The organism is Burkholderia sp. LS-044 (assembly GCF_004803625.1).
Classification (GTDB): domain Bacteria; phylum Pseudomonadota; class Gammaproteobacteria; order Burkholderiales; family Burkholderiaceae; genus Burkholderia; species Burkholderia cepacia.
Window position 1 is genome coordinate 300,462 of sequence record NZ_SSWO01000006.1, and the last position, 20,391, is coordinate 320,852.

A 20,391-nucleotide genomic window follows, 5' to 3' on the forward strand; every position below is an offset into this window, starting at 1 on the left:
GCGGAGGTATGCGTTTCATAAAAAAGGACGAGCCCCGCAAGGGGGCTCGTCCTGATGTTTCTTCATCGCGCTGCGCGCGGCGCCCGTCGGGGGCGCATCGGCTTACTGGCCGAAGAAGATCGAGTCGCGAGCGTTCGACGACGTTGCGGCCGGGGCGCCCGAGTGGACGGCCGGAGCCGGTTGCGCGCCGTAGCCGCTGGTGTCGGCACCATGAACACGCGCTTCGGCGCTCTGGATGTCGTTCGGGTAGTACGGGCTCGACAGGCCCGGCTTGTAGCCGGCTTTTTCGAGCTGAACCAGTTCGTTCTTCACTTGCGCGCGGGTCACGGTGCTTTGGGCGAATGCGCCGAACGAAGCGGACAGGGCGGCAGCGGCAACGACTGCGGAAACGAGCGATTTCATGATGACCTCCGGTGTTTTATTGGGTTCGCTCTTGACACCATGTCTTAAGCGATTGATCGAATCTTAGTCATCGGAAGGTTCAGGGTAAACGCTGATTTTGACGATAGATTGTTTCCTGGGCAGTAACAGTGGCGCGCCGACTCAGGCTTTCAACGGGCTTTCTTATCGGTTGGTGCAACAAGTATGAAGAATGTTGCGGAGGCCGACATGCCTTTCAGCGCGCCTCGGCCGCCGTGTCGAACGGCCGGCCCGGCGAACGTCCGGCCGGCGCGCCCGAGCTGAGGAAGCGCACGCCCGTCGCGGCTTCCGATGCCTCCCACAGCAACGCCGCTGATCCTGCGTCGCGGGCCGCGCGTGGCACGCTCGCGGGCGCCGGCAGCCCGCGCGACTCGAACCAGCCGGACGGCCCGATATACGCGCCGCCCGCGAGATCGGGCGCGGTCGCCGCATGAATCGCGGGCAGCGCCCCCTGGTCGGCCGGCTGCGCGAGATAACGGTTCGCGGCCCGCATCAGCGCGGCGCGCGCGGGCGAGCTGTCCATCACCGGGCCCGCGAACTGCAGGTTGGTTGCCGCGTAGCCCGGGTGCGCGGCGACGCTGATCCCGGCGAACGCCGCGCGCTCGAAACGGCGCTGAAGTTCGATCGCGAACACGAGGTTCGCGAGCTTGCTGTCGCAATAGGCGAGATAACGGTTGTAGCGGCGCTCGGCGCGCAGGTCGTCGACGCGGATCCGGCCGCCGCGATTGAGGCCGCTCGACATCGTCACGACCCGCGGCCGGCGCGCGGCGCGCAGCGCGGGCAGCAGATGGCCGGTCAGCGCGAAATGGCCGAGGTGGTTGGTGCCGAACTGCATCTCGAAGCCGTCGCGCGTATGGCGCAGCGGCAGGAACATCACGCCGGCGTTGTTGCAGAGGATATCGACGCGGCCATGGCGTTCGGCCACATCGGCCGCGAAGCGTGCGATCGAGGCGAGATCAGCGAGGTCGAGCGCGTCGGCTTCGACGCGGGCATCGGGATGGAGCCGGCGGATCGCATCGGCGGCCTGCGCGGCGCGGGCCGCGTCGCGGCAACCCATCACGACGGTCGCGCCTTTCGCGGCCAGCGTTTCCGCGAGTTGCCAGCCGAGCCCGCTGTTGGCACCGGTTACGACCGCGACCTTGCCGCCCTGCGCCGGGACGTGGCGCGCGCTCCATGCATGCATGTCTGCCTCCATCGGCGCGACCGGGTGGCCGCGGCACGTAATCGTTACATCGAGTGGTGTAACGATAGTGCGCGTGGTCGTGGCAGGCAAGCAGGGGAATTAGACCGGCGCTTCTAGGGCTTGCGCATCGTCGTGCGGCACCGCGTGCCGCGATGCGCGGCCGGCAGGATTTACCTGCCGCCGGCCAGCGCGAGCACTTCGGCGGCGGAGATCATCGCCGCCGCGTTCGCGGGCGCCGGGCGTTCGGCCGGGCGGAAGACTTCGTCGCCGCGCTGGATGACCTGGCGCGACAGCGCGCACGTGCCGGTGCGTTGCGCGAAGCGGCGGCGCCAGCGCTGTTCACCGTAGTGACAGCGGCCGGGCTCGACCCAGCGGACGACGAGCAGCGTATCGGAACGTTCGAGGATTTCGACGTGGACGTCGGCGGGATCGAGCACAGGCAGGGATTTGGAGGCCTTCATTTTGCCGTTTCCTAAAGCTCGTGCGGTTCGTCCGTGGCAGTGGATGTCACTACCCGATGGCGAATCCGTAGCGGTTTCCATGAGTGGTGCGCTAAATGTAAGCGTCTGTGACCGGAAAAAACATCCTGTCTGGCTCAAATTACCTTTTGCCGATTTAGAAACAATCCACGCTTATTTTCTTGGGAAAACCACAGACAAAAACGCCCCGGACATGAAGTCCGGGGCGGGAAATCGGCCTGCGCGCCGTGTCTGCTCGCCCAGTCACGGAGCCCATCGCCGGGGGACGGAGGTGCCCGCAGGGATCGAACGCGGGCGGGGTGGCGATGGACCGGTAGCGCAGTCCGGTACGTCATGATGGCGCGTGCATCCCGTTGAGACCCTGACGCGAACATGACTTTTTCGCCAGTTTGGCGTGGCGCCGCGCCGGGCGCGTGTGGATAAACGGCTGGACGGCCCGCCGGTATTGGGTGCGCGCGGATCTCGGGACAGGCTCCTGCGGGCCATCGAATGCCGAATTCTTGCTCGACCGCCCGATTTCCACGCCCGGGTAAATACTGAATCCCGATTTCGTGACAAACGCGAAGTCGACTCCTATGATTGGTTGGACCTTTAGTCCTTTGTGCCAATCGGCCGACGGGTGGCCGGTTTTTTTCGGGAGAGTCGCTCATGAGATTGCAGGGCAAACGCGCGCTGGTGACGGCGGCCGGGCAGGGTATCGGCCGCGCGACCGCGCTGCGGTTCGCGAGCGAGGGCGCCGACGTGCTGGCGACCGACATCAACGAAGCCGCGCTCGTGCGGCTCGAGGCCGACGCCGAACGCGCGGGCAGCCGGCTGGCCACGCGGCGGCTCGACGTCACCGATGCGCAGGACGTCGCGGCGCTTGCCGCGAACGAGCGCGCGTTCGACGTGCTGTTCAACTGCGCGGGCTATGTCCACCACGGCTCGATCCTCGACTGCGACGACGACGCATGGGCGTTCTCGCTGAACCTGAACGTCACGTCGATGTACCGCCTGATCCGCGCGCTGCTGCCCGCGATGCTCGAAGCGGGCGGCGCGTCGATCATCAACATGGCGTCGGCTGCGTCGAGCGTGAAGGGCGTGCCGAACCGCTTCGTCTACGGCACGACCAAGGCGGCCGTGATCGGCCTGACCAAGGCGGTGGCCGCCGATTTCGTCGAGCGCGGCATCCGCTGCAACGCGATCTGTCCGGGCACGATCGAATCGCCGTCGCTGGAGCAGCGGATCGCGGACCAGGCGCGCATGCGCGACGTGTCGGCCGACGAGGTGCGCCGGGCGTTCGTCGCGCGCCAGCCGATCGGCCGCATCGGCACCGCGGACGAAGTGGCCGCGCTCGCGCTATACCTTGCGTCCGACGAAGCGTCGTTCACGACCGGCGCGATCCATTTGATCGACGGCGGCTGGTCGAACTGACCGCGCCTTCCCCGCTACTTTCCATTTCCGTTCAAGACGATATGAAACTGCTGAGATTTGGCGACAAGCACCATGAAAAACCGGGCCTGCTCGATGCGCAAGGCCACATCCGCGACCTGTCGGGCGTGATCGACGATCTCGCCGGCGATGCGCTGGCGCCGGCCTCGCTCGCGCGGTTGCGCGACATTCCGCCGTCGTCGCTGCCACTGGTCGAAGGCACGCCGCGGCTCGGCGCGTGCGTCGGCCGCGTCGGCAAGTTCATCTGCATCGGGCTCAACTATTCCGACCACGCGGCCGAATCGGGGATGGAAGTGCCGAAGGAGCCCGTCGTGTTCGGCAAGTGGACGAGCGCGATCTCGGGGCCGAACGACGACGTCGAGATTCCGCGCGGCTCGGAGAAGACCGACTGGGAGGTCGAACTCGGCGTGGTGATCGGCCAGGGCGGTCGTTATATCGCGGAAGCCGACGCGCTGTCGCACGTGGCGGGCTACTGCGTCGTGAACGACGTGTCGGAGCGTGAATTCCAGCTCGAACGCGGCGGCACGTGGGACAAGGGCAAGGGCAACGACACGTTCGGGCCGCTCGGCCCGTGGCTCGTGACGGCCGACGAAGTGCCCGATCCGCATGCGCTGCGGCTGTGGCTCGACGTCGACGGCCATCGCTACCAGAACGGCACGACCGCGACGATGGTGTTCCGCGTGCCGCACCTGATCAGCTACCTGAGCCGCTTCATGAGCCTGCAGCCGGGCGACGTGATCTCGACCGGCACGCCGCCGGGTGTCGGCCTCGGGCAGAAGCCGCCCGTCTATCTGCGCGCCGGGCAGGTGATCACGCTCGGTATCGACGGGCTCGGCGAGCAACGCCAGCGCACCGTGCAGGCCTGATTCCCTTTCGCGGACGATTCGTCATGCCTATCATTCGATCGATGCGCGTCCTCGACGTGCGCTTCCCGACCTCGCGCCAGCTCGACGGCTCCGATGCGATGAACCCGGACCCCGATTATTCGGCCGCGTACGTCGTGCTCGAAACCGACCGCGACGGGCTCGAAGGTCACGGCCTCACGTTCACCATCGGGCGCGGCAACGAGATCTGCTGCGCGGCGATCGACGCGATGCGTCACCTCGTCGTCGGCCTCGACCTCGACTGGATTCGCGCGGACATGGGCCGCTTCTGGCGGCACGTCACGTCGGACAGCCAGTTGCGCTGGATCGGCCCCGACAAGGGGGCGATTCATCTGGCGACGGGGGCCGTCGTCAACGCGGTGTGGGATCTGTGGGCGAAAGCCGAACGCAAGCCGCTATGGCGGCTCGTTGCCGACCTGAGCCCCGAGGAACTGGTGCGCGCGATCGACTTCCGCTACCTGACGGACTGCCTGACGCCGGACGAAGCGCTCGACCTGCTGCGCAGGCAGGCGCCGGGCAAGGCCGAACGGATCGCGATTCTCGAGCGCGACGGCTACCCGTGCTACACGACGTCGGCCGGCTGGCTCGGCTACAGCGACGACAAGCTGCGGCGGCTGTGCCGCGAAGCCGTCGAAGCCGGGTTCGACCACGTGAAGCTGAAAGTCGGCGCGAACCTGGAGGACGATATCCGCCGCGTGACGATCGCGCGCGAAGCGATCGGCCCGGACCGCAAGCTGATGATCGACGCGAACCAGGTGTGGGAAGTGGACGAGGCGATCGACTGGGTGCGCGAGCTGGCGTTCGCGCGGCCGTGGTTCATCGAGGAGCCGACGAGCCCCGACGATGTCGAAGGGCATCGCACGATCCGCGAAGCGATCGTGCCCGTGCAGGTCGCGACCGGCGAGATGTGCCAGAACCGCGTCCTGTTCAAGCAGTTCATCGCGCGCGGCGCGATCGACGTCGTGCAGATCGATGCGTGCCGCCTCGGCGGCGTGAACGAGATTCTCGCGGTGATGCTGATGGCCGCGAAGTACGGGCTGCCCGTCTGCCCGCATGCAGGCGGCGTCGGGTTGTGCGAATACGTGCAGCATCTGTCGATGATCGACTACGTGTGCATTTCCGGCACGAAGGAAGGGCGCGTGACGGAGTACGTCGATCACCTGCACGAGCATTTCGTCGAACCGTGCATCGTGCGCGGCGCGGCCTACATGCCGCCGACGGCACCCGGTTTTTCGATCGAGATGAAACCCGAATCGCTGGAGCAATACCGGTTCCGGGGCTGACACGCGTTGAGCGTGCCGACAACATGAACGACGGAGACGCGAAGTGGATCTGAATCTGCAACACAAGGTCGTGATCGTGACCGGCGGCGCGTCGGGCATCGGTGCCGCGATCTCGATGCGGCTTGCCGAAGAAGGCGCGATTCCGGTGGTGTTCGCGCGCCACGCGCCGGACGATGCGTTCTGGCGCGCACTCGTGCAGAAGCAGCCGCGGGCCGCGTGCATGTCGGTCGAGTTGCAGGACGACGCACAGTGCCGCGACGCGGTTGCGCAGACCGTCGCGCGCTTCGGTCGTCTCGACGGCCTCGTCAACAACGCGGGCGTCAACGACGGCGTCGGGCTCGATGCCGGTCGCGATGCGTTCGTCGCGTCGCTCGAGCGCAACCTGATCCACTACTACGTGATGGCGCACTACTGCGTGCCGCACCTGAAGGCGACGCGCGGCGCGATCGTCAACCTCTCGTCGAAGACGGCCGTGACCGGCCAGGGCAACACGAGCGGCTATTGCGCGTCGAAGGGCGCGCAACTCGCGCTGACACGCGAATGGGCCGTCGCGTTGCGCGACGACGGCGTGCGTGTGAACGCGGTGATTCCGGCCGAGGTGATGACGCCGCTTTACCGCAACTGGCTCGCCGGTTTCGACGACCCCGACGCGAAGCTGGCGGGCATCGCGGGCAAGGTGCCGCTCGGCAAACGCTTCACGACGGCCGACGAGATCGCCGACACGGCCGTATTCCTGCTGTCGGCACGCGCATCGCACACGACTGGCCAGTGGCTGTTCGTCGACGGCGGTTATACGCATCTCGACCGTGCGATCAGCTGAGGGCAGCGCTCCATGCAACCCGACCCGAACCTGACTGCCGCGCCGCCGCTGATCGCATTGACCGGCATCAGCAAGCGCTTCCCGGGCGTGCAGGCGCTCGACGATTGCCGTTTCGACCTGCGGGCCGGCGAAGTGCATGCGCTGATGGGCGAGAACGGCGCCGGCAAGTCGACGTTGATGAAGATCCTCGCGGGCGTGTACCAGCGCGACGACGGCGAGATCCGGATGGACGGCCGTGCGGTGGAGATCGCCGATCCGCGCGCCGCGCAGGCGCTCGGAATCGGCATCATCCATCAGGAACTGAACCTGATGAACCACCTGAGCGTCGCGCAGAACATCTTCATCGGCCGCGAGCCGCGCGGCCGCTTCGGCGTGTTCGTCGACGAAGACACGCTGAATCGCGATGCCGCCGCGATCTTCCAGCGGATGCGGCTCGATCTCGACCCGCGCACGCCGGTCGGCCGGCTGACGGTCGCGAAGCAGCAGATGGTCGAGATCGCGAAGGCGCTGTCGTTCGACTCGCGCGTGCTGATCATGGACGAGCCGACCGCCGCGCTCAACAACGCGGAGATCGCCGAGCTGTTTCGCATCATCCGCGACCTGCGCGCGAACGGTGTCGGCATCGTCTATATCTCGCACAAGATGGACGAGCTGCGCCAGATCGCCGATCGCGTGACCGTGATGCGCGACGGCAAGTACGTCGCGACCGTGCCGATGGCGGATACGTCGATGGACGCGATCATCGCGATGATGGTCGGCCGCCAGCTCGCGACGGAATTCCGCACGCCGCCCGATACGTCCGCGAACGACGTCGCGCTCGAAGTGCGCGGGCTGTCGCGCGGCCGCGCGATCCGCGACGTCGGCTTCACGCTGCGGCGCGGCGAGATCCTCGGCTTCGCGGGGCTGATGGGCGCGGGCCGTACCGAGGTCGCGCGCGCGGTGTTCGGCGCCGACCCGATCGACGCCGGCGAGATCCGCGTGCACGGCAAGACCGTGACGATCCGCACGCCGGCCGATGCGGTGAAGCACGGCATCGGCTATCTGTCCGAGGATCGCAAGCACTTCGGGCTCGCGGTCGGGATGGACGTGCAGAACAACATCGCCATGTCGAGCATGCGCCGTTTCGTGCGCCGTGGCGTGTTTCTCGACGCGCGCGCGATGCGCGACACCGCACACGCGTATGTGCGGCAGCTCGCGATCCGCACGCCGTCGGTCGCGCAGCCCGCGCGCCTTTTGTCGGGCGGCAACCAGCAGAAGATCGTGATCGCGAAGTGGCTGCTGCGCGACTGCGACATCCTGTTCTTCGACGAGCCGACGCGCGGCATCGACGTCGGCGCGAAGAGCGAGATCTACAAGCTGCTCGACGCGCTGGCCGCCGACGGCAAGGCGATCGTGATGATCTCGTCGGAACTGCCCGAGGTGCTGCGCATGAGCCACCGGATTCTCGTGATGTGCGAGGGGCGCGTGACCGGCGAACTGCGCGCGGCCGACGCCACGCAGGAAAAGATCATGCAGCTCGCGACGCAGCGCGAGTCGACCGTGTTGTCCTGATTCAGACGCCGATCCATACGCCTATCCGATCATGTCCAACGATACGCATCCCGTTCCGCCCCTCGCGTCCGCCGATACGCCTGCCGGCGCATCGAGCCTGAAGTCGCGCTTCTTCAACCCCGCCGCGCGCCAGAAGCTGCTCGCGTTCGCGAGCCTCGTGCTGCTGATCGTGTTCTTCAGCTTCGCGTCGCCGAACTTCCTCGAAGTCGACAACCTCGTCACGATCCTGCAGGCCACCGCCGTGAACGGCGTGCTGGCGGTCGCGTGCACCTACGTGATCATCACGTCGGGCATCGACCTGTCGGTCGGCACGCTGATGACGTTCTGCGCGGTGATGGCCGGCGTCGTGCTGACGAAGTGGGGCATGCCGCTGCCGCTCGGGATCCTGGCCGCGCTGTTTTTCGGCGCGCTGTCGGGTTGTGTATCGGGCTTCGTGATCGCGAAGATGAAGGTGCCGCCGTTCATCGCGACGCTCGGCATGATGATGCTGCTCAAGGGGCTGTCGCTGGTGATTTCGGGCACGCGGCCGATCTACTTCAACGACACGCCGGGCTTCACGTCGATCGCGCAGGATTCGCTGATCGGCAACCTGATTCCGGCGCTGCCGATCCCGAATGCGGTGCTGATCCTGTTCCTCGTCGCGATCGGCGCATCGATCGTGCTGAACCGCACGATCTTCGGCCGTTACACGTTCGCGCTCGGCAGCAACGAGGAGGCGCTGCGGCTGTCCGGCGTGAACGTCGATGCGTGGAAGATCGCCGTCTACACGTTCAGCGGCGCGGTGTGCGGGATCGCCGGGCTGCTGATCGCGTCGCGGCTGAACTCCGCGCAGCCCGCGCTCGGGCAGGGCTACGAGCTCGATGCGATCGCGGCCGTCGTGATCGGCGGCACGTCGCTGTCGGGCGGCGCGGGCAGCATCGTCGGCACCATCATCGGCGCGTTCATCATGAGCGTGCTGACCAACGGCCTGCGCATCATGTCGGTCGCGCAGGAATGGCAGACGGTCGTGACGGGCGTGATCATCATCCTGGCCGTCTACGTCGACATCCTGCGCCGGCGGCGCCGCTGATGCACGCATGCACGCAGGCATCCACGCAGGCATGTGCTTCACCGCCGGTTCCGGCCGGCGTTCCAGTCGTTCCAGTCGATACGAAAAAAGGAGACGCGAAGTGATCAGGAGCAAGGTGTTGAACGCGATCGTCGGGCTGACGTTCGCCGTCGGCGTCACGGCCGGTGCGCACGCGCAGGAAGCCTACATCCCGCTGATCTCGAAGGGCTTCCAGCATCAGTTCTGGCAGGCCGTGAAATCGGGCGCGACGCAGGCCGCGAAGGACTACAAGGTGAAGGTGACGTTCGAAGGGCCGGAAACCGAGGCGATGGTCGACAAGCAGATCGACATGCTGTCGGCCGCGATCGCGAAGAAGCCGGCCGCGCTCGGCTTCGCGGCGCTCGACAGCAAGGCCGCGCTGCCGCTCCTGAAGAAGGCGCAGGCCGAGAAGATCCCGGTGATCGCGTTCGACTCGGGCGTCGACAGCGACATCCCGGTGACGACGGCCGCGACCAACAACAAGGCCGCCGCCGCGCTGGCCGCCGACAAGCTCGCCGCGCTGATCGGCGACGAGGGTGAAGTGGCCGTGGTCGCGCACGACCAGACGAGCCGCACCGGCATCGACCGCCGCGACGGTTTTCTCGAGCGGATGAAAGCGGCGCACCCGAAGGTGCAGGTCGTGACCGTGCAGTACGGCGAAGGCGACCAGCTGAAGTCGACCGAGGTGACGAAGTCGATCCTGCAGGGGTACCCGAAGCTCAAGGGGCTGTTCGGCACCAACGAAGGCTCGGCGATCGGCGTGGTCAACGGCGTGCGTGAAATGAAGCGCAAGGTCGTGATCGTCGGCTACGATTCGGGCAAGCAGCAGAAGGACGCGATCCGCAGCGGGCTGATGGCCGGCGCGATCACGCAGAACCCGATCGGGATCGGCTACAAGACGGTCGAGGCGGCCGTGAAGGCGATCAAGGGCGAGAAGCTGCCGAAGGTCATCGATACCGGTTTCTACTGGTACGACAAGACCAATATCGACGATCCGAAGATCGCGGCGGTGCTGTACGACTGAACGCCGTGCCACGGCGCCGCCGCGCGCGGCGCGTAGCGTGTGCGGCGGCGCGGGCGGGCGGCCGGAGCAGAACACGAGGACACCATGGGCGCAGTGCGTATCGATTCCCATCAGCACTTCTGGCGTTATCGCGCGGCCGACTATCCGTGGATCGGCCCCGGCATGGAGGTGCTCGCGCGCGACTACCTGCCCGACGCGTTGCGGCCGCTGATGCATGCGCAGGCGCTCGGCGCATCGATCGCGGTGCAGGCGCGCGCCGGGCGCGACGAGACCGCGTTCCTGCTCGATCTCGCCCGCGACGATACGCACATCGCGGCGGTGGTCGGCTGGGAGGATCTTTCCGCGCCGCAGCTTGCCGAGCGCGTCGCCGAATGGCGCAGCCCGAAGCTGCGCGGCTTCCGGCACCAGCTGCAGGACGAAGCCGACGCCGGCGCGTTCGTCGCCGATCCCGGCTTCAACCGCGGCATCGCGTGGCTGCAGGCGAACGGTTACGTGTACGACGTGCTCGTGTTCGAGCGCCAGTTGCCGGACGTGCAGGCGTTCTGCGCACGGCACGACGCGCACTGGCTCGTGCTCGATCACGCCGGCAAGCCTGCGCTGGCCGAATTCGAGCGCGACGAATCGGCGCTCGCGCGCTGGCGCGCCGCGTTGCGCGAGCTGGGCGCGCTGCCGCACGTCGCGTGCAAGCTGTCGGGGCTCGTGACGGAGGCGGACTGGAAGCGCGGCCTGCGCGGGAAGGACGTCCGGCATATCGAGCAGTGCCTCGACGCGGCGCTCGACGCGTTCGGCCCGCAGCGGCTGATGTTCGGTTCGGACTGGCCGGTGTGCCTGCTGGCCGCGTCGTATGACGAAGTCGCATCGATCGTCGAGCGCTGGGCCGAATCGCGGCTGTCGGCGGCCGAGCGCAGCGCCCTGTGGGGCGGGACGGCGGCGCGTTGTTACGCGGTGCCGGGCGACGCGAAGCGCGGCATATAAAATAGGCGCGAACGGCCCGTGCGCTTCGCCGGGCCGTCCGCAATGCAACCGATCACCAGCATCAACGTATGTCCATCCAGCCGATCCAGAACCGCCGCCTGTACCAGCAGATCGCCGACAAGCTCAGTGCGATGATCGAGTCCGGCGATTTTCCGCCGGGCAGCTACCTGCCGCCCGAGCGCGAACTGGCCGAACAGTTCGGCGTGTCGCGCACGTCGGTGCGTGAAGCGCTGATCGCGCTCGAAGTGAGCGGGCTCGTCAGCGTGCGCGTCGGCGACGGCGTGAAGGTGCGCCACCCCGAAACGGCCGCCGCACCCGAACCCGCGCCCGACCTGGCAGCGAAGGCCGCGCCGTTCACGGTGATCGAGATCGATCCCGAACTCGGCATCGCACTCGATCTCGATACCGAAATCCCGCCGTTCGCGCTGTTGCAGGCGCGCCGGCTGATCGAGCCGGAAGCCGCGTCACTTGCCGCGAAGCACGGCTCCGACGAGCAGATCGAAGGCATCCACGAGGCGTTCCTGCGCAACCAGGAAGACAACCGCAGCGGTTCGCTCACGCATCCGGGCGACCGGCTGTTTCATATCCGCATCGCGGAAGCGAGCGACAACGCCGCGTACGCGCTGATGATCAAGCAGCTGCTCGCGCACAAGTACGACCTGATGTTCCAGCGGCTGCAGTCGCTGTACATGCCGAACGACATGCCGCACCGATCGGAACTGGAGCACCGCGCGATCCTCGACGCGATCCGCGCGCGCGACCCGGACGCCGCGCGCCGCGCGATGGCCGAGCACCTCGACGAAGTGATCCGCATCTTCGGGCGCGCGCTCGACTGAGCGCGCGTCGATGCGCTGCGCGGTCAGAAGCGATCCGCGCGATACGGCGCCGGATCGGTGAACGGCGCTTCGCCCGTCATCATCTCGGCCAGCAGGCGGCCCGTGACGGGGCCGAGCGTCAGCCCGTGATGGTTGTGCCCGAACGCGAACCACAGCCCGCGATGCGCGGGCGCGGGGCCGATCACCGGGCGCATGTCGGGCGTGCACGGCCGGAAGCCGAGCCACGGTTGCGGGTCGAGCCGCTCGCCGAAACCGAACACGGGGCGCGCGACGCGTTCCGCCCGTTCGAGCTGCACGCCGGTCGGCGGCACGCGGCGGCGCGCGATCTCGACGCCGGTCGTCAGCCGCAGCCCGCGCTTCATCGGTGCAATCACGTAACCGTATTCGCGATCGACGATCGGCGCCGACGGCACGCCGCGCGCGGACGGCGCGTAATGCATGTGATAGCCGCGCTTCTCGCGCAGCGGGATCTTGTAGCCGAACTTGCCGAACACCGTGTCGGACCACGGGCCGAGCGCGACGACGACAGCCGGCGCGGCGGCCGTGCCGTCCTGCGTGTTCACTTGCCAGCCGGGCGAGCGTGCGTCGAGGCTCGCGGCGTCGCCGGTCAGCAGCGTGCCGCCGCCTTGCACGAACAGATGCGCATACGCTTTGACGAGCGCGGCCGGATCGACGACGCTTTTCGGATCGAGCCAGTGCAACGCGCCGCAGAAACCGGGGGCGAGGCTCGGTTCGTGCGCGAGCAGCGCGGCGGCATCGAGCGGCGTGATGCCGAGCCCGTGGCGGCGCGCAGTAAGGCCGGCATCGGCGACGCCGCGCTCGAATGCGGCGGGCGTGCGGAACGCTTCCAGCCAGCCGTTCGCGCGGATCAGTTCGCCGGCACCGGCCCGTGCGATCAGCGCGTCGTGCTCGACGATGCAGCGTTCGATCAGCGGCAGCATGTCGCGTGAAGCTGCCGCGTGGCGCAGCGGCGCCGATTCCCACCAGAAACGCGCGAGCCAAGGCGCGAACGCGGGCAGCGACGCGCTGTGCCAGTAGAGATCGGTCGAGCGGTTCAGCGCGTAGCGCATCAGCGTGAACGGGCTGCGCGGGAACGGATACGGCTCGACCGACGAGCGCTCGATCAGCCCCGCGTTGCCGAAGCTCGTGCCTTCGCCGGGCGCGCCGCGATCGACGAGGGCGACCTTGCGTCCGCGATCCTGCAGGTGCAGTGCGACGGAGACGCCGACGATGCCGGCGCCGAGAACGATGACGTCGAAGTCCATGGGTGGTGGTGAGTGACGGTTAGCCGGGCGAGCGCGAGATCGTGGCGGTTGTTTCGCCCGAACGGGAATTCGTTCGAACTGCAAGCATACTCGCGACGGCGCGGGGCGTGTTGCGGGCTGCGAGTTGTCGGCCGCTCGCGCGTCAGATCTCGATTCCGTGTTCCAGGAGCCGGGTGCGCAGCTCCTCGCGATGATCGCGTGCAACCGTCGCCAGCAGGCGTGTTGCTTGCGGCGTGTCGAGCATCGCGCGCTGCGCCGCGCCGGGGCGCGTCCACATCGAGACAGGATTGCGCAGCCACGTTTGCAGGTCGCGCGCCAGCGCGTCGTCCGGATCGTCCGGTTGCTCATTGCGCGCGGCAATCAGCACGATGCACACGAGACTGTCCCACTGATCCCGTGAGCAGATCGCACGTGCGGCATGGCGATCGCCGTATCGCTCGAGCACCTGTTCGATTTGCGCGAGCGAGACGAATGCACCTTGCTCGCACAGGCGCACCGCGGTTTTGCGAATCCTGCGGGCGGGGTCCAGCAGTGCGCGCGCGGCCACCTCGTCCCGGATCGATGGCGACAGCCGAGCCAGCAGCACGAGTGCGTGCGCACGAACCGGGCTGCGCGCATCCGTCGAGAACCGCTCCATCGTCGCTATCGCGGCGGGCGCGCGCAGTTCGGCGAGCAACGACAGCGCCGCGCGAACCCGGGTACCGGACAACGTGCCCGTATCGAGCAGCGCAACGCAGCGGTCCGCGACATTCCGGCCGAGTTCGGTGAGCAACCGGGCCGCCGCGGCGCGCAAGCTGCTTTGCGAATCGAGCGTTGACCGCCACAGGAACGCCTCGGCGCCGTCGTCGATGCCTTGGTCGATCATGTAAGCGAGTGCGGCGCGGCGAACCGGGCCGAACGGGGAGTCGGCCGCGAGATCGATGCAGCGCATGCGATCGCTTGCCGGCACGTCGTCGAGCATCGCCACCGCCCGTCGGGCGAGCACGATGTCGCCGGAGGTCAGGCCGTGCGTGACCAGTTCGGCAGCCGGCAGGATCCGGTGATCGAATGCCACGAGGCAAGCGATGCGCCGGAGCTGGAAGTCCGGGGCGTGCATCGCGTCGACGATCGTATCGACGCCGCCTGTCTGCACCAGCCGCTGTTCGAATGCGTGCAGCCATGGACCGTGATCTTCGCGCGTGGCCGATGTGAGCTGGCGCAACGACGGAAGCAGTGCGGCGAAGTACCTGGGCGGCACGGTCGCGAGCAGTGTGACGAGTGCGTTCGTCGCGGCGCGCCGCACTTCGGGCACCCAGTCGTTGATGCGTGCGGCAATCGGTTCGAGCAGTGCGCTGTCGCCAAGCTCGACCGCGCGGGCGATCGCCGCTTCGCGAACATAGCCCGAGTAATGACCGATCGCCTGCGTGAGCAGCGCAACGTCGCGGCTCGCGGCGATCTTCTGCAGCGCGTCGGCGAGCGGCATCGCCTGGCCTTGCTGCAAGTAGACCGTGTGCGAGGGCGCCGTGGACGGTGGCCGCGCGCCGAAAATCCTGGCGATGAGGTTCATTGGAATCAGCGAGGTGAGATGACGTGCAGTTTCGTCGGAAGAATCGACGGTGCCGGCCATTCTACGTCAGTGGCTTTCTCGGCAGCGGGCCGTCACCGGATGCGACGGCCCGCGTTCGAGCGAATGCCCGGCCGCGTGCGTCGCGTGCTCGCTACGCCATTGCGAACGGCGCATCGCAAGACATCCCGTCGCGGCCGGTCCGTTCGTACCGAGGCAATCCACGATGCAACCGGTGCGCCAATCCGCCGATCAATGCTTCGGTGCCGACACTGAATCGAAGACGATGTTCGCAGTCACGCGCAGCGTCGCGAGCAAGCCGGATTCAGCGCGCTTGCCCCCGCTTCCCAGCGGGTGTTTCCCACTGGTGGATCACGCGGATTTTTACCTAAGATGAAGCAATCGTGCGCGTGATACGGTGCCTGCTCGCGCACGGAGGGAGGCGGGAGGCAGCGCCGGAGCGACGCCAGCGGATGTTGCCATCATGGATGCGAAAGTGTGCGCGGCGGCTGCCGGTTTTGCGACGGCAACGACGCCAACGTGCGCGGCGGCGATCGCCGCGCGGAAGACGGGCCGGCCCGGCCGTACCGCTTCACTGCGCCACGCACTTCTCGCAATCGTTTGCGTTCTGGGGGCGGCGCCGGCCGTGCTCGCGGGCGTTCCCGCCGACGCGGACGGTCCGTCCGACACCATGCACATCGCCGCCGCCGCAAGCCCTGCCGATTCCGCGGCGACACCCGATCACGCCGTTTTGTCACACGACTCCGCCGTGCGTCAGGTCGTGCTCGGCATCGTCAGCTTCACGCGCTGGCCGACCATGCCCGTTCGTCTGCACCTGTGCGTCACCGGCCGCCCCGACTACGCGCGCGGCCTGACCGATACGCTGCAGGCCGGCTCGACGCTGCTCGACGTGCAGCACGTCCGCTTCGACGATCCGTCGCTCGGCATCGCGTGCGACGTCGTGTATCTCGGCACCTTGAACAACGACGAGAGAACGCGCGTCAGAAGCGCGCTGGCCGGCCATCCGGTCCTGACGATCGCGGAGCACGATCCGTCCTGCACCGCGGGCGGCATGTTCTGTCTCAATGTCGACGGCGATCGCGTGTCGTTCGACATCAATCTCGATGCGGTGGCGCGCAGCGGCGTGCGCGTGCATCCGAACGTGCTGAATCTCGCACGACGGCCGGGGGCGCCATGATGCGGCCCTTGCTCCACCTGCCCCCTTCGCGCATGCCGCGCCCCACGCTGCAAAGCGTGCTGCGCCGCGCGCACCTGCGCCTCGCGTTCGTCGCCGTCGCGATGGCGGCCGTGTCGTTGATCGTCGTCGCCGTGATCGCGTTGCGTGCGTATGCCGGCAACAACCTGAACCTGCTGGCCCGCTCGCTCGGTTATACGGTCGAGGCGGCGCTCGTGTTCGGCGATCGCGTCGCGGCGAACGAGGCGATCGGGATGATCGCGAGCGAGGAAGACGTCGCGCAGGTCGTCGTCACCGACAGCAACGGCCAGCCGTTCGCGACGTGGCAGTTGCCGGCCGGCAACGGGATCGCGCGGCTCGAGCGCATCGTGGCCGACGTCGCGCTGCCCGGGCCCGTGGCGGTGCCGGTCGTGCATGACGGCATCGTCGTCGGGCAGGTCGTCGTGCGCGGCCGCGGGCACCAGTTCTTCGGCTTCCTGCTCGGTGGCATCGGCGGCATTCTCGGTTGCCTGGCCGTCAGCGTGTTCGGCGCGTATGTGAGCTCGAAACGCCTGCTGCGCAACATCGTCGCACCGCTGCGTGCGCTCGCCGGCGTCGCGCACGCGGTGCGGCGCGAACGGGCATTCGCGCGGCGCGTCGAGCCGGCGGCGATCGCGGAACTGAACGAGCTCGGCGACGACTTCAATGCGCTGCTCGACGAATTCGAAGACTGGCAGAACACGCTGCGCGACGAAAACGCGTCGCTCGAACACAAGGCGACGCACGATGCGCTCACCGGGCTGCCCAATCGCGTGCAGTTCGAGTCGCGCCTGGCGCGCGCGCTCGGCGACGCGAATGCGACGGGCCAGCGAGTCGCGATCCTGTATCTCGACTGCGACCGCTTCAAGGAGATCAACGATTGTCTCGGTCACGATGCCGGCGACGCGGTGCTGATCGGCGTCGCGTCGCGGCTGCGCACGCAGGTGCGCGAGACCGATCTGGTCGCCCGCCTCGGCGGCGACGAATTTGCGGTGATGCTGGCGGGCGTGCCCGAAGCGGGCAGCGTGTGCCGGATCGCCGACGAGATATTGTCCGGCATGGCGCCGTCGATCGAGCTGTCCGACGGCCGCATGGTGGCCACCATGATGAGTGCCGGCGTAGCGCTGTATCCCGACCACGCATCGGACGCGAGCGGTTTGCTGCGCGCGGCGGATGCAGCGATGTACCGGGCCAAGCGCGCCCGGCCAGGCTCGTGGCAGCTGGCCGAAGGTGTCGCGGGACCGGTTTGATCGATTGCTTCGCGCTGCGGGCGAGGCCGCAGCCGCGGATGACAACAAGCGCGTCCGGCGCGGGCGCACTCGAAGGGGATGCGAAATGAACCACTCGTTTCCTGTGGGCATCGGGCGTACGTGCGTCTGGGGCGCGCTGCTGCTGTGCATGGCGCTGGGCGGCTGCAAGACGCCGCCGCTTCATCGCGGATTGACGCAGACGCAGGTCACGGCGCTCAAGTCGGCCGGTTTCCAGGAAACCCAGCAGGGTTTCGAATTCGGCTCGACCGGGCCGATCCTGTTCGATTTCGATCGCTACAACCTCAAGCCCGATGTGCGGCGGATCGTCGAGCGGATCGGGCGCACGCTCCATTCGGCCGGGATCAACGGGGTGCGGGTCTACGGTTATACGGACGAAGAGGGCGTGGACGACTACGACGTCGAGTTGTCGCGTCGGCGTGCCGAGGTGGTGGCGATCGAACTCGTCGATCTCGGGCTGGACCCGAAGCGCATCGCGGTCGTCGGGAAAGGGAAGCTCGACCCGGTGGGCGACAACCGGACACCGGCGGGCCGCGCGCAGAACCGGCGGGCGGCGATCGTGGTTTCGCCGCGCTGAGGTTTCGTTTCGGCGGGGCAGCGCGGCGGGTGCCGCGGAATGCCGGGCGTTCGCTCCCCGCGAACAGCCGATCGTCATGCCCCTGACATGCTGACGTGGCGCATTACCGGGTGAAGCAGTCTTCGACGACCGGATGGCGCTGCTCGACGCATTCGAGCCGGGTTTTCACCTGCCCGGACGAAATCGCCCCCGCCGGCTCCTTGAATACTTCCTCGCCATGGGTGCGCCGAGGGCGATCCTGCCCCGGAATCCCGCTGCCAGCCTGGTTTCCCGATTTTCGGGGCGCGAGCGTAAACGTTTGCGAGTGGCTTCCGCGCTGTCGGAATTTGTCCTACATTATCGGGGCTTCGGGCCGGCCAGCCGGCCTACGGAACCTGAGATCATACGCAAGGAACAAGAATGAGTTTCGCTCCGAACGGGGGTATTCCCAATGGTTTGGGCGGCGGCGGGCTGGGCTCGTTGAGCGCGCTCGGCGGCCTGGCCGGCCCGGTTGCGTCGAGTGTCGCCGGCAGCCTCGGGCCGCTCGCGGGGCTGGCCGGGCACGTCGACACCGTCCAGCGCGCGATGCAGCTCGCGCAGACCGGCTTCTCGCTGATGGACAAGACGCCCGGCGCGATCGCCGAGGCGATCAACGGCGCCGCCAACCCCGCGCGCCTGACCCAGCTCAACCGCTACGTGACGCTCGATACGCCGCTCGGCCCGGATGTGCTGCTGGTCAGCGCCGCCGTCGTCGACGAGCACGTGAACCGGTTGCCCGAGATCCACCTCGACCTGCTGTCCCACCGCCACGACCTGCGCCCGGAAGACCTGATCGGCCAGCAGGTCAAGATCCGGTTCGACCAGCAGGCGCGCCTGTCGACGCTCGAGCGCGTCGTCGCATCGGGTACCGGCGACAACGACCGCTACTTCGACGGCTACGTGGCGTCGTTCGACCGCGCGGGCAACCCCGGGAACGTCACGCAGTATCACCTGACGGCGGTGCCGTGGTTCTGGTTCCTGACGCGCTCGACCGACTGCCGGATCTTCCAGAACAAGACCACGCAGGACATCCTCACCGAGATCTTCCAGGAGCACGGGTTTTCCGACTTCGTGTTCGATATCCGGACGAGCCAGAAGCCGCTCGAGTATGTCGTGATGTACCAGGAGAGCTACTACAATTTCTGCGCGCGGCTGATGGAGCAGGAGGGGCTCGTCTGGACGCACCGCTACGAGAAGGACAAGCACTTCCTGGTGATCGGCGATTCGAACCTGCTGTTCCGCCCGATCGACGGGCTCGCCACGGTGCCGTTCGCGGCGACCGAGGCGAGTGAGGACAGCGGGATCGATCAGTTGCACGAAGGCCGGCGCTTCGGCGTCGGCAAGGTCACGTTCCGCGACTTCAACCACCAGAACCCGTCGTCGCCGCTGATGCTGGTGGAGGCCGGGCCGCAGAACCTCAAGCATGCGCGGCTCGACGCGACCGAGCGGTTCGAGCACCAGTCGCTGTATGACCACGGCGACGACGGCAACCGCTACGCCCGTTTTGCGATGGAGGCCGAGGAGGCACAGGCCCACCGCTATACCGGCGGCGGCTACGCGTGGCGCATGACCACGGCGGGCGCCGTCACCGTGGCGAATCACCCGGTGCTCGAGAACAACCAGGAATACGTGATCCTGCACGTGCGTCACGAGGCGGTGAACGACTACACGCAGCACAGCGCGAAGCTGCCGTACCGCAACAGCTTCGCGCTGCTGCCGAAGAAGGTGCCGTATCGCGCGCCGCGCAGCACGCCGAAGCCGGTGATTCACGGCACGCAGTCGGCGATCGTCGTCGGGCCGAAGGGCGAGGAAATCTACACGAACGGCAGCGCGGTGAAGGTGCATTTTCCGTGGGACCGGCGCGGCAAGAAGGACGGATCCGATTCGATGTGGGTGCGCGTGTCGCAACCGTGGGCCGGCGACGGCTGGGGTGCGGCAGCGATCCCGCGGATCAAGCAGGAAGTGCTCGTCGCGTTCAACCAGGGCGATCCGGACAACCCGGTGATCGTCGGTCGCGTGTTCAACGGCGAGCAAGGCAACCCGTATCACGGTGCGGCGGGCCAGACGATGGGGATCAAGAGCCAGACGCACAAGGGGCAGGGGTCGAACGAGATCCGCATGACCGACACGAACGGCATGCAGGAATTCTTCATGCACGCGCAGAAGGACATGAACACCGTCGTCGAGAACAACGAGACGCACAAGGTGCTGGGGCCGATGCGTACCGTGCTGGTGGCCACCGGCAGCGAAGAGAAGCAGATTCCGCAGGGCAACCTGACCGAGACGATCGCCGAGAAGCGCAGCACGACCGCGACCACCGTCGAGGTGACGACGCCGGCCAAGGACGGGGGCGGCGGCACGCAGGTTTACATGGCCGAGCGAGGCATCCTGCTGAAGGTGATGGACAGCTCGATCTCGCTTGCGCCGGAAGGCATTCGCCTCGAACACAAGGGCTCCGTGATCCTGATGACCGACGACGGCGTGATGGTCAACGGCAAGCGCATTGATCTCAACAAATAAAACGAACGAAACCA

19 protein-coding genes are annotated in these 20,391 nt (G+C 67.5%); 14 read left to right on the forward strand and 5 right to left on the reverse strand.

Annotated features, from left to right (window positions below):
* Window positions 1-102: 102 nt before the first annotated feature.
* From E9536_RS18295 to E9536_RS18305, 3 genes are all read right to left on the reverse strand, one after another.
* Window positions 103-402, reverse strand: coding sequence for a DUF4148 domain-containing protein (locus tag E9536_RS18295; protein WP_027789696.1), 300 nt, complete (start codon window positions 400-402; stop codon window positions 103-105).
* A gap of 214 nt (window positions 403-616) precedes the next feature.
* The gene (locus E9536_RS18300) at window positions 617-1,603 is read right to left on the reverse strand and encodes an oxidoreductase (protein ID WP_136470339.1); all 987 of its coding nucleotides are present in this window, start codon (window positions 1,601-1,603) and stop codon (window positions 617-619) included.
* 170 nt (window positions 1,604-1,773) lie between these two features.
* Complete coding sequence (locus tag E9536_RS18305; protein WP_021161446.1) at window positions 1,774-2,064, reverse strand: DUF3331 domain-containing protein; 291 nt, start codon at window positions 2,062-2,064, stop codon at window positions 1,774-1,776.
* Window positions 2,065-2,730: 666 nt separating this feature from the next.
* Here E9536_RS18305 and E9536_RS18310 point away from each other — a divergent pair.
* The 9 genes from E9536_RS18310 (at window position 2,731) to E9536_RS18350 (ending at window position 11,973) form a co-directional block, all read left to right on the forward strand.
* Window positions 2,731-3,495: an SDR family oxidoreductase gene (locus tag E9536_RS18310; protein ID WP_059649711.1), complete on the forward strand. Its 765-nt coding sequence runs from the start codon at window positions 2,731-2,733 to the stop codon at window positions 3,493-3,495.
* A 41-nt stretch (window positions 3,496-3,536) separates the two neighbouring features.
* Window positions 3,537-4,379, forward strand: a complete 843-nt coding sequence (locus E9536_RS18315) for an ureidoglycolate lyase (RefSeq protein ID WP_059489478.1) — start codon at window positions 3,537-3,539, stop codon at window positions 4,377-4,379.
* Window positions 4,380-4,402: 23 nt separating this feature from the next.
* Window positions 4,403-5,680, forward strand: coding sequence for an L-fuconate dehydratase (locus E9536_RS18320; protein ID WP_136470340.1), 1,278 nt, complete (start codon window positions 4,403-4,405; stop codon window positions 5,678-5,680).
* Between the two features lie 43 nt (window positions 5,681-5,723).
* Window positions 5,724-6,500, forward strand: a complete 777-nt coding sequence (locus E9536_RS18325; protein WP_136470341.1) for an SDR family oxidoreductase — start codon at window positions 5,724-5,726, stop codon at window positions 6,498-6,500.
* Window positions 6,501-6,512: 12 nt separating this feature from the next.
* A complete protein-coding gene (locus tag E9536_RS18330; RefSeq protein ID WP_136470342.1) occupies window positions 6,513-8,051 on the forward strand; it encodes a sugar ABC transporter ATP-binding protein in 1,539 nt (512 codons plus the stop codon).
* Between the two features lie 31 nt (window positions 8,052-8,082).
* The gene (locus E9536_RS18335) at window positions 8,083-9,120 is read left to right on the forward strand and encodes an ABC transporter permease (RefSeq protein ID WP_027789689.1); all 1,038 of its coding nucleotides are present in this window, start codon (window positions 8,083-8,085) and stop codon (window positions 9,118-9,120) included.
* A gap of 100 nt (window positions 9,121-9,220) precedes the next feature.
* A complete protein-coding gene (locus E9536_RS18340) occupies window positions 9,221-10,162 on the forward strand; it encodes an ABC transporter substrate-binding protein (RefSeq protein ID WP_021161439.1) in 942 nt (313 codons plus the stop codon).
* Window positions 10,163-10,246: 84 nt separating this feature from the next.
* The gene (locus E9536_RS18345; protein WP_136470343.1) at window positions 10,247-11,137 is read left to right on the forward strand and encodes an amidohydrolase family protein; all 891 of its coding nucleotides are present in this window, start codon (window positions 10,247-10,249) and stop codon (window positions 11,135-11,137) included.
* A 68-nt stretch (window positions 11,138-11,205) separates the two neighbouring features.
* The gene (locus E9536_RS18350; RefSeq protein ID WP_027789687.1) at window positions 11,206-11,973 is read left to right on the forward strand and encodes a FadR/GntR family transcriptional regulator; all 768 of its coding nucleotides are present in this window, start codon (window positions 11,206-11,208) and stop codon (window positions 11,971-11,973) included.
* A gap of 23 nt (window positions 11,974-11,996) precedes the next feature.
* On the opposite strand, the gene E9536_RS18355 is transcribed toward E9536_RS18350, so the two are convergent.
* Together E9536_RS18355 and E9536_RS18360 are read right to left on the reverse strand one after the other, a co-directional pair.
* Window positions 11,997-13,238 (reverse strand): FAD-binding oxidoreductase, encoded by a 1,242-nt coding sequence (locus tag E9536_RS18355; RefSeq protein WP_119336940.1) that lies wholly within the window; start codon window positions 13,236-13,238, stop codon window positions 11,997-11,999.
* A gap of 142 nt (window positions 13,239-13,380) precedes the next feature.
* Window positions 13,381-14,784: a hypothetical protein gene (locus tag E9536_RS18360; protein WP_136470344.1), complete on the reverse strand. Its 1,404-nt coding sequence runs from the start codon at window positions 14,782-14,784 to the stop codon at window positions 13,381-13,383.
* 481 nt (window positions 14,785-15,265) lie between these two features.
* Here E9536_RS18360 and E9536_RS18365 point away from each other — a divergent pair, with 481 nt between their 5' ends.
* The 5 genes from E9536_RS18365 (at window position 15,266) to tssI (ending at window position 20,377) form a co-directional block, all read left to right on the forward strand.
* A complete protein-coding gene (locus E9536_RS18365; protein WP_059698373.1) occupies window positions 15,266-15,979 on the forward strand; it encodes a YfiR family protein in 714 nt (237 codons plus the stop codon).
* A 32-nt stretch (window positions 15,980-16,011) separates the two neighbouring features.
* Window positions 16,012-17,244, forward strand: coding sequence for a diguanylate cyclase (locus tag E9536_RS18370; protein WP_226186953.1), 1,233 nt, complete (start codon window positions 16,012-16,014; stop codon window positions 17,242-17,244).
* Window positions 17,245-17,329: 85 nt separating this feature from the next.
* Window positions 17,330-17,839 carry an OmpA family protein gene (locus tag E9536_RS18375; RefSeq protein WP_048024871.1) on the forward strand — a complete coding sequence of 170 codons (510 nt, stop codon included), beginning with the start codon at window positions 17,330-17,332 and terminating at the stop codon, window positions 17,837-17,839.
* A gap of 133 nt (window positions 17,840-17,972) precedes the next feature.
* A complete protein-coding gene (locus tag E9536_RS18380; protein WP_124535164.1) occupies window positions 17,973-18,242 on the forward strand; it encodes a hypothetical protein in 270 nt (89 codons plus the stop codon).
* Complete coding sequence (tssI, locus tag E9536_RS18385) at window positions 18,239-20,377, forward strand: type VI secretion system tip protein TssI/VgrG (RefSeq protein ID WP_136470345.1); 2,139 nt, start codon at window positions 18,239-18,241, stop codon at window positions 20,375-20,377. The genes E9536_RS18380 and tssI overlap by 4 nt, the downstream gene beginning before the upstream one ends.
* Window positions 20,378-20,391 lie beyond the last annotated feature (14 nt).

Excerpts from the sequence above, each read along its gene's own strand:
- E9536_RS18295 (WP_027789696.1), bottom strand. The coding sequence starts at position 402 with ATGAAATCGCTCGTTTCCGCAGTCGTTGCCGCTGCCGCCCTGTCCGCT.
- E9536_RS18300 (WP_136470339.1), bottom strand. The coding sequence starts at position 1,603 with ATGCATGCATGGAGCGCGCGCCACGTCCCGGCGCAGGGCGGCAAGGTC.
- E9536_RS18305 (WP_021161446.1), bottom strand. The coding sequence starts at position 2,064 with ATGAAGGCCTCCAAATCCCTGCCTGTGCTCGATCCCGCCGACGTCCAC.
- E9536_RS18310 (WP_059649711.1), top strand. The coding sequence starts at position 2,731 with ATGAGATTGCAGGGCAAACGCGCGCTGGTGACGGCGGCCGGGCAGGGT.
- E9536_RS18315 (WP_059489478.1), top strand. The coding sequence starts at position 3,537 with ATGAAACTGCTGAGATTTGGCGACAAGCACCATGAAAAACCGGGCCTG.
- E9536_RS18320 (WP_136470340.1), top strand. The coding sequence starts at position 4,403 with ATGCCTATCATTCGATCGATGCGCGTCCTCGACGTGCGCTTCCCGACC.
- E9536_RS18330 (WP_136470342.1), top strand. The coding sequence starts at position 6,513 with ATGCAACCCGACCCGAACCTGACTGCCGCGCCGCCGCTGATCGCATTG.
- E9536_RS18335 (WP_027789689.1), top strand. The coding sequence starts at position 8,083 with ATGTCCAACGATACGCATCCCGTTCCGCCCCTCGCGTCCGCCGATACG.
- E9536_RS18345 (WP_136470343.1), top strand. The coding sequence starts at position 10,247 with ATGGGCGCAGTGCGTATCGATTCCCATCAGCACTTCTGGCGTTATCGC.
- E9536_RS18350 (WP_027789687.1), top strand. The coding sequence starts at position 11,206 with ATGTCCATCCAGCCGATCCAGAACCGCCGCCTGTACCAGCAGATCGCC.
- E9536_RS18355 (WP_119336940.1), bottom strand. The coding sequence starts at position 13,238 with ATGGACTTCGACGTCATCGTTCTCGGCGCCGGCATCGTCGGCGTCTCC.
- E9536_RS18360 (WP_136470344.1), bottom strand. The coding sequence starts at position 14,784 with ATGAACCTCATCGCCAGGATTTTCGGCGCGCGGCCACCGTCCACGGCG.
- E9536_RS18365 (WP_059698373.1), top strand. The coding sequence starts at position 15,266 with ATGGATGCGAAAGTGTGCGCGGCGGCTGCCGGTTTTGCGACGGCAACG.
- E9536_RS18370 (WP_226186953.1), top strand. The coding sequence starts at position 16,012 with ATGCCGCGCCCCACGCTGCAAAGCGTGCTGCGCCGCGCGCACCTGCGC.
- E9536_RS18375 (WP_048024871.1), top strand. The coding sequence starts at position 17,330 with ATGAACCACTCGTTTCCTGTGGGCATCGGGCGTACGTGCGTCTGGGGC.
- E9536_RS18380 (WP_124535164.1), top strand. The coding sequence starts at position 17,973 with ATGGCGCTGCTCGACGCATTCGAGCCGGGTTTTCACCTGCCCGGACGA.
- tssI (WP_136470345.1), top strand. The coding sequence starts at position 18,239 with ATGAGTTTCGCTCCGAACGGGGGTATTCCCAATGGTTTGGGCGGCGGC.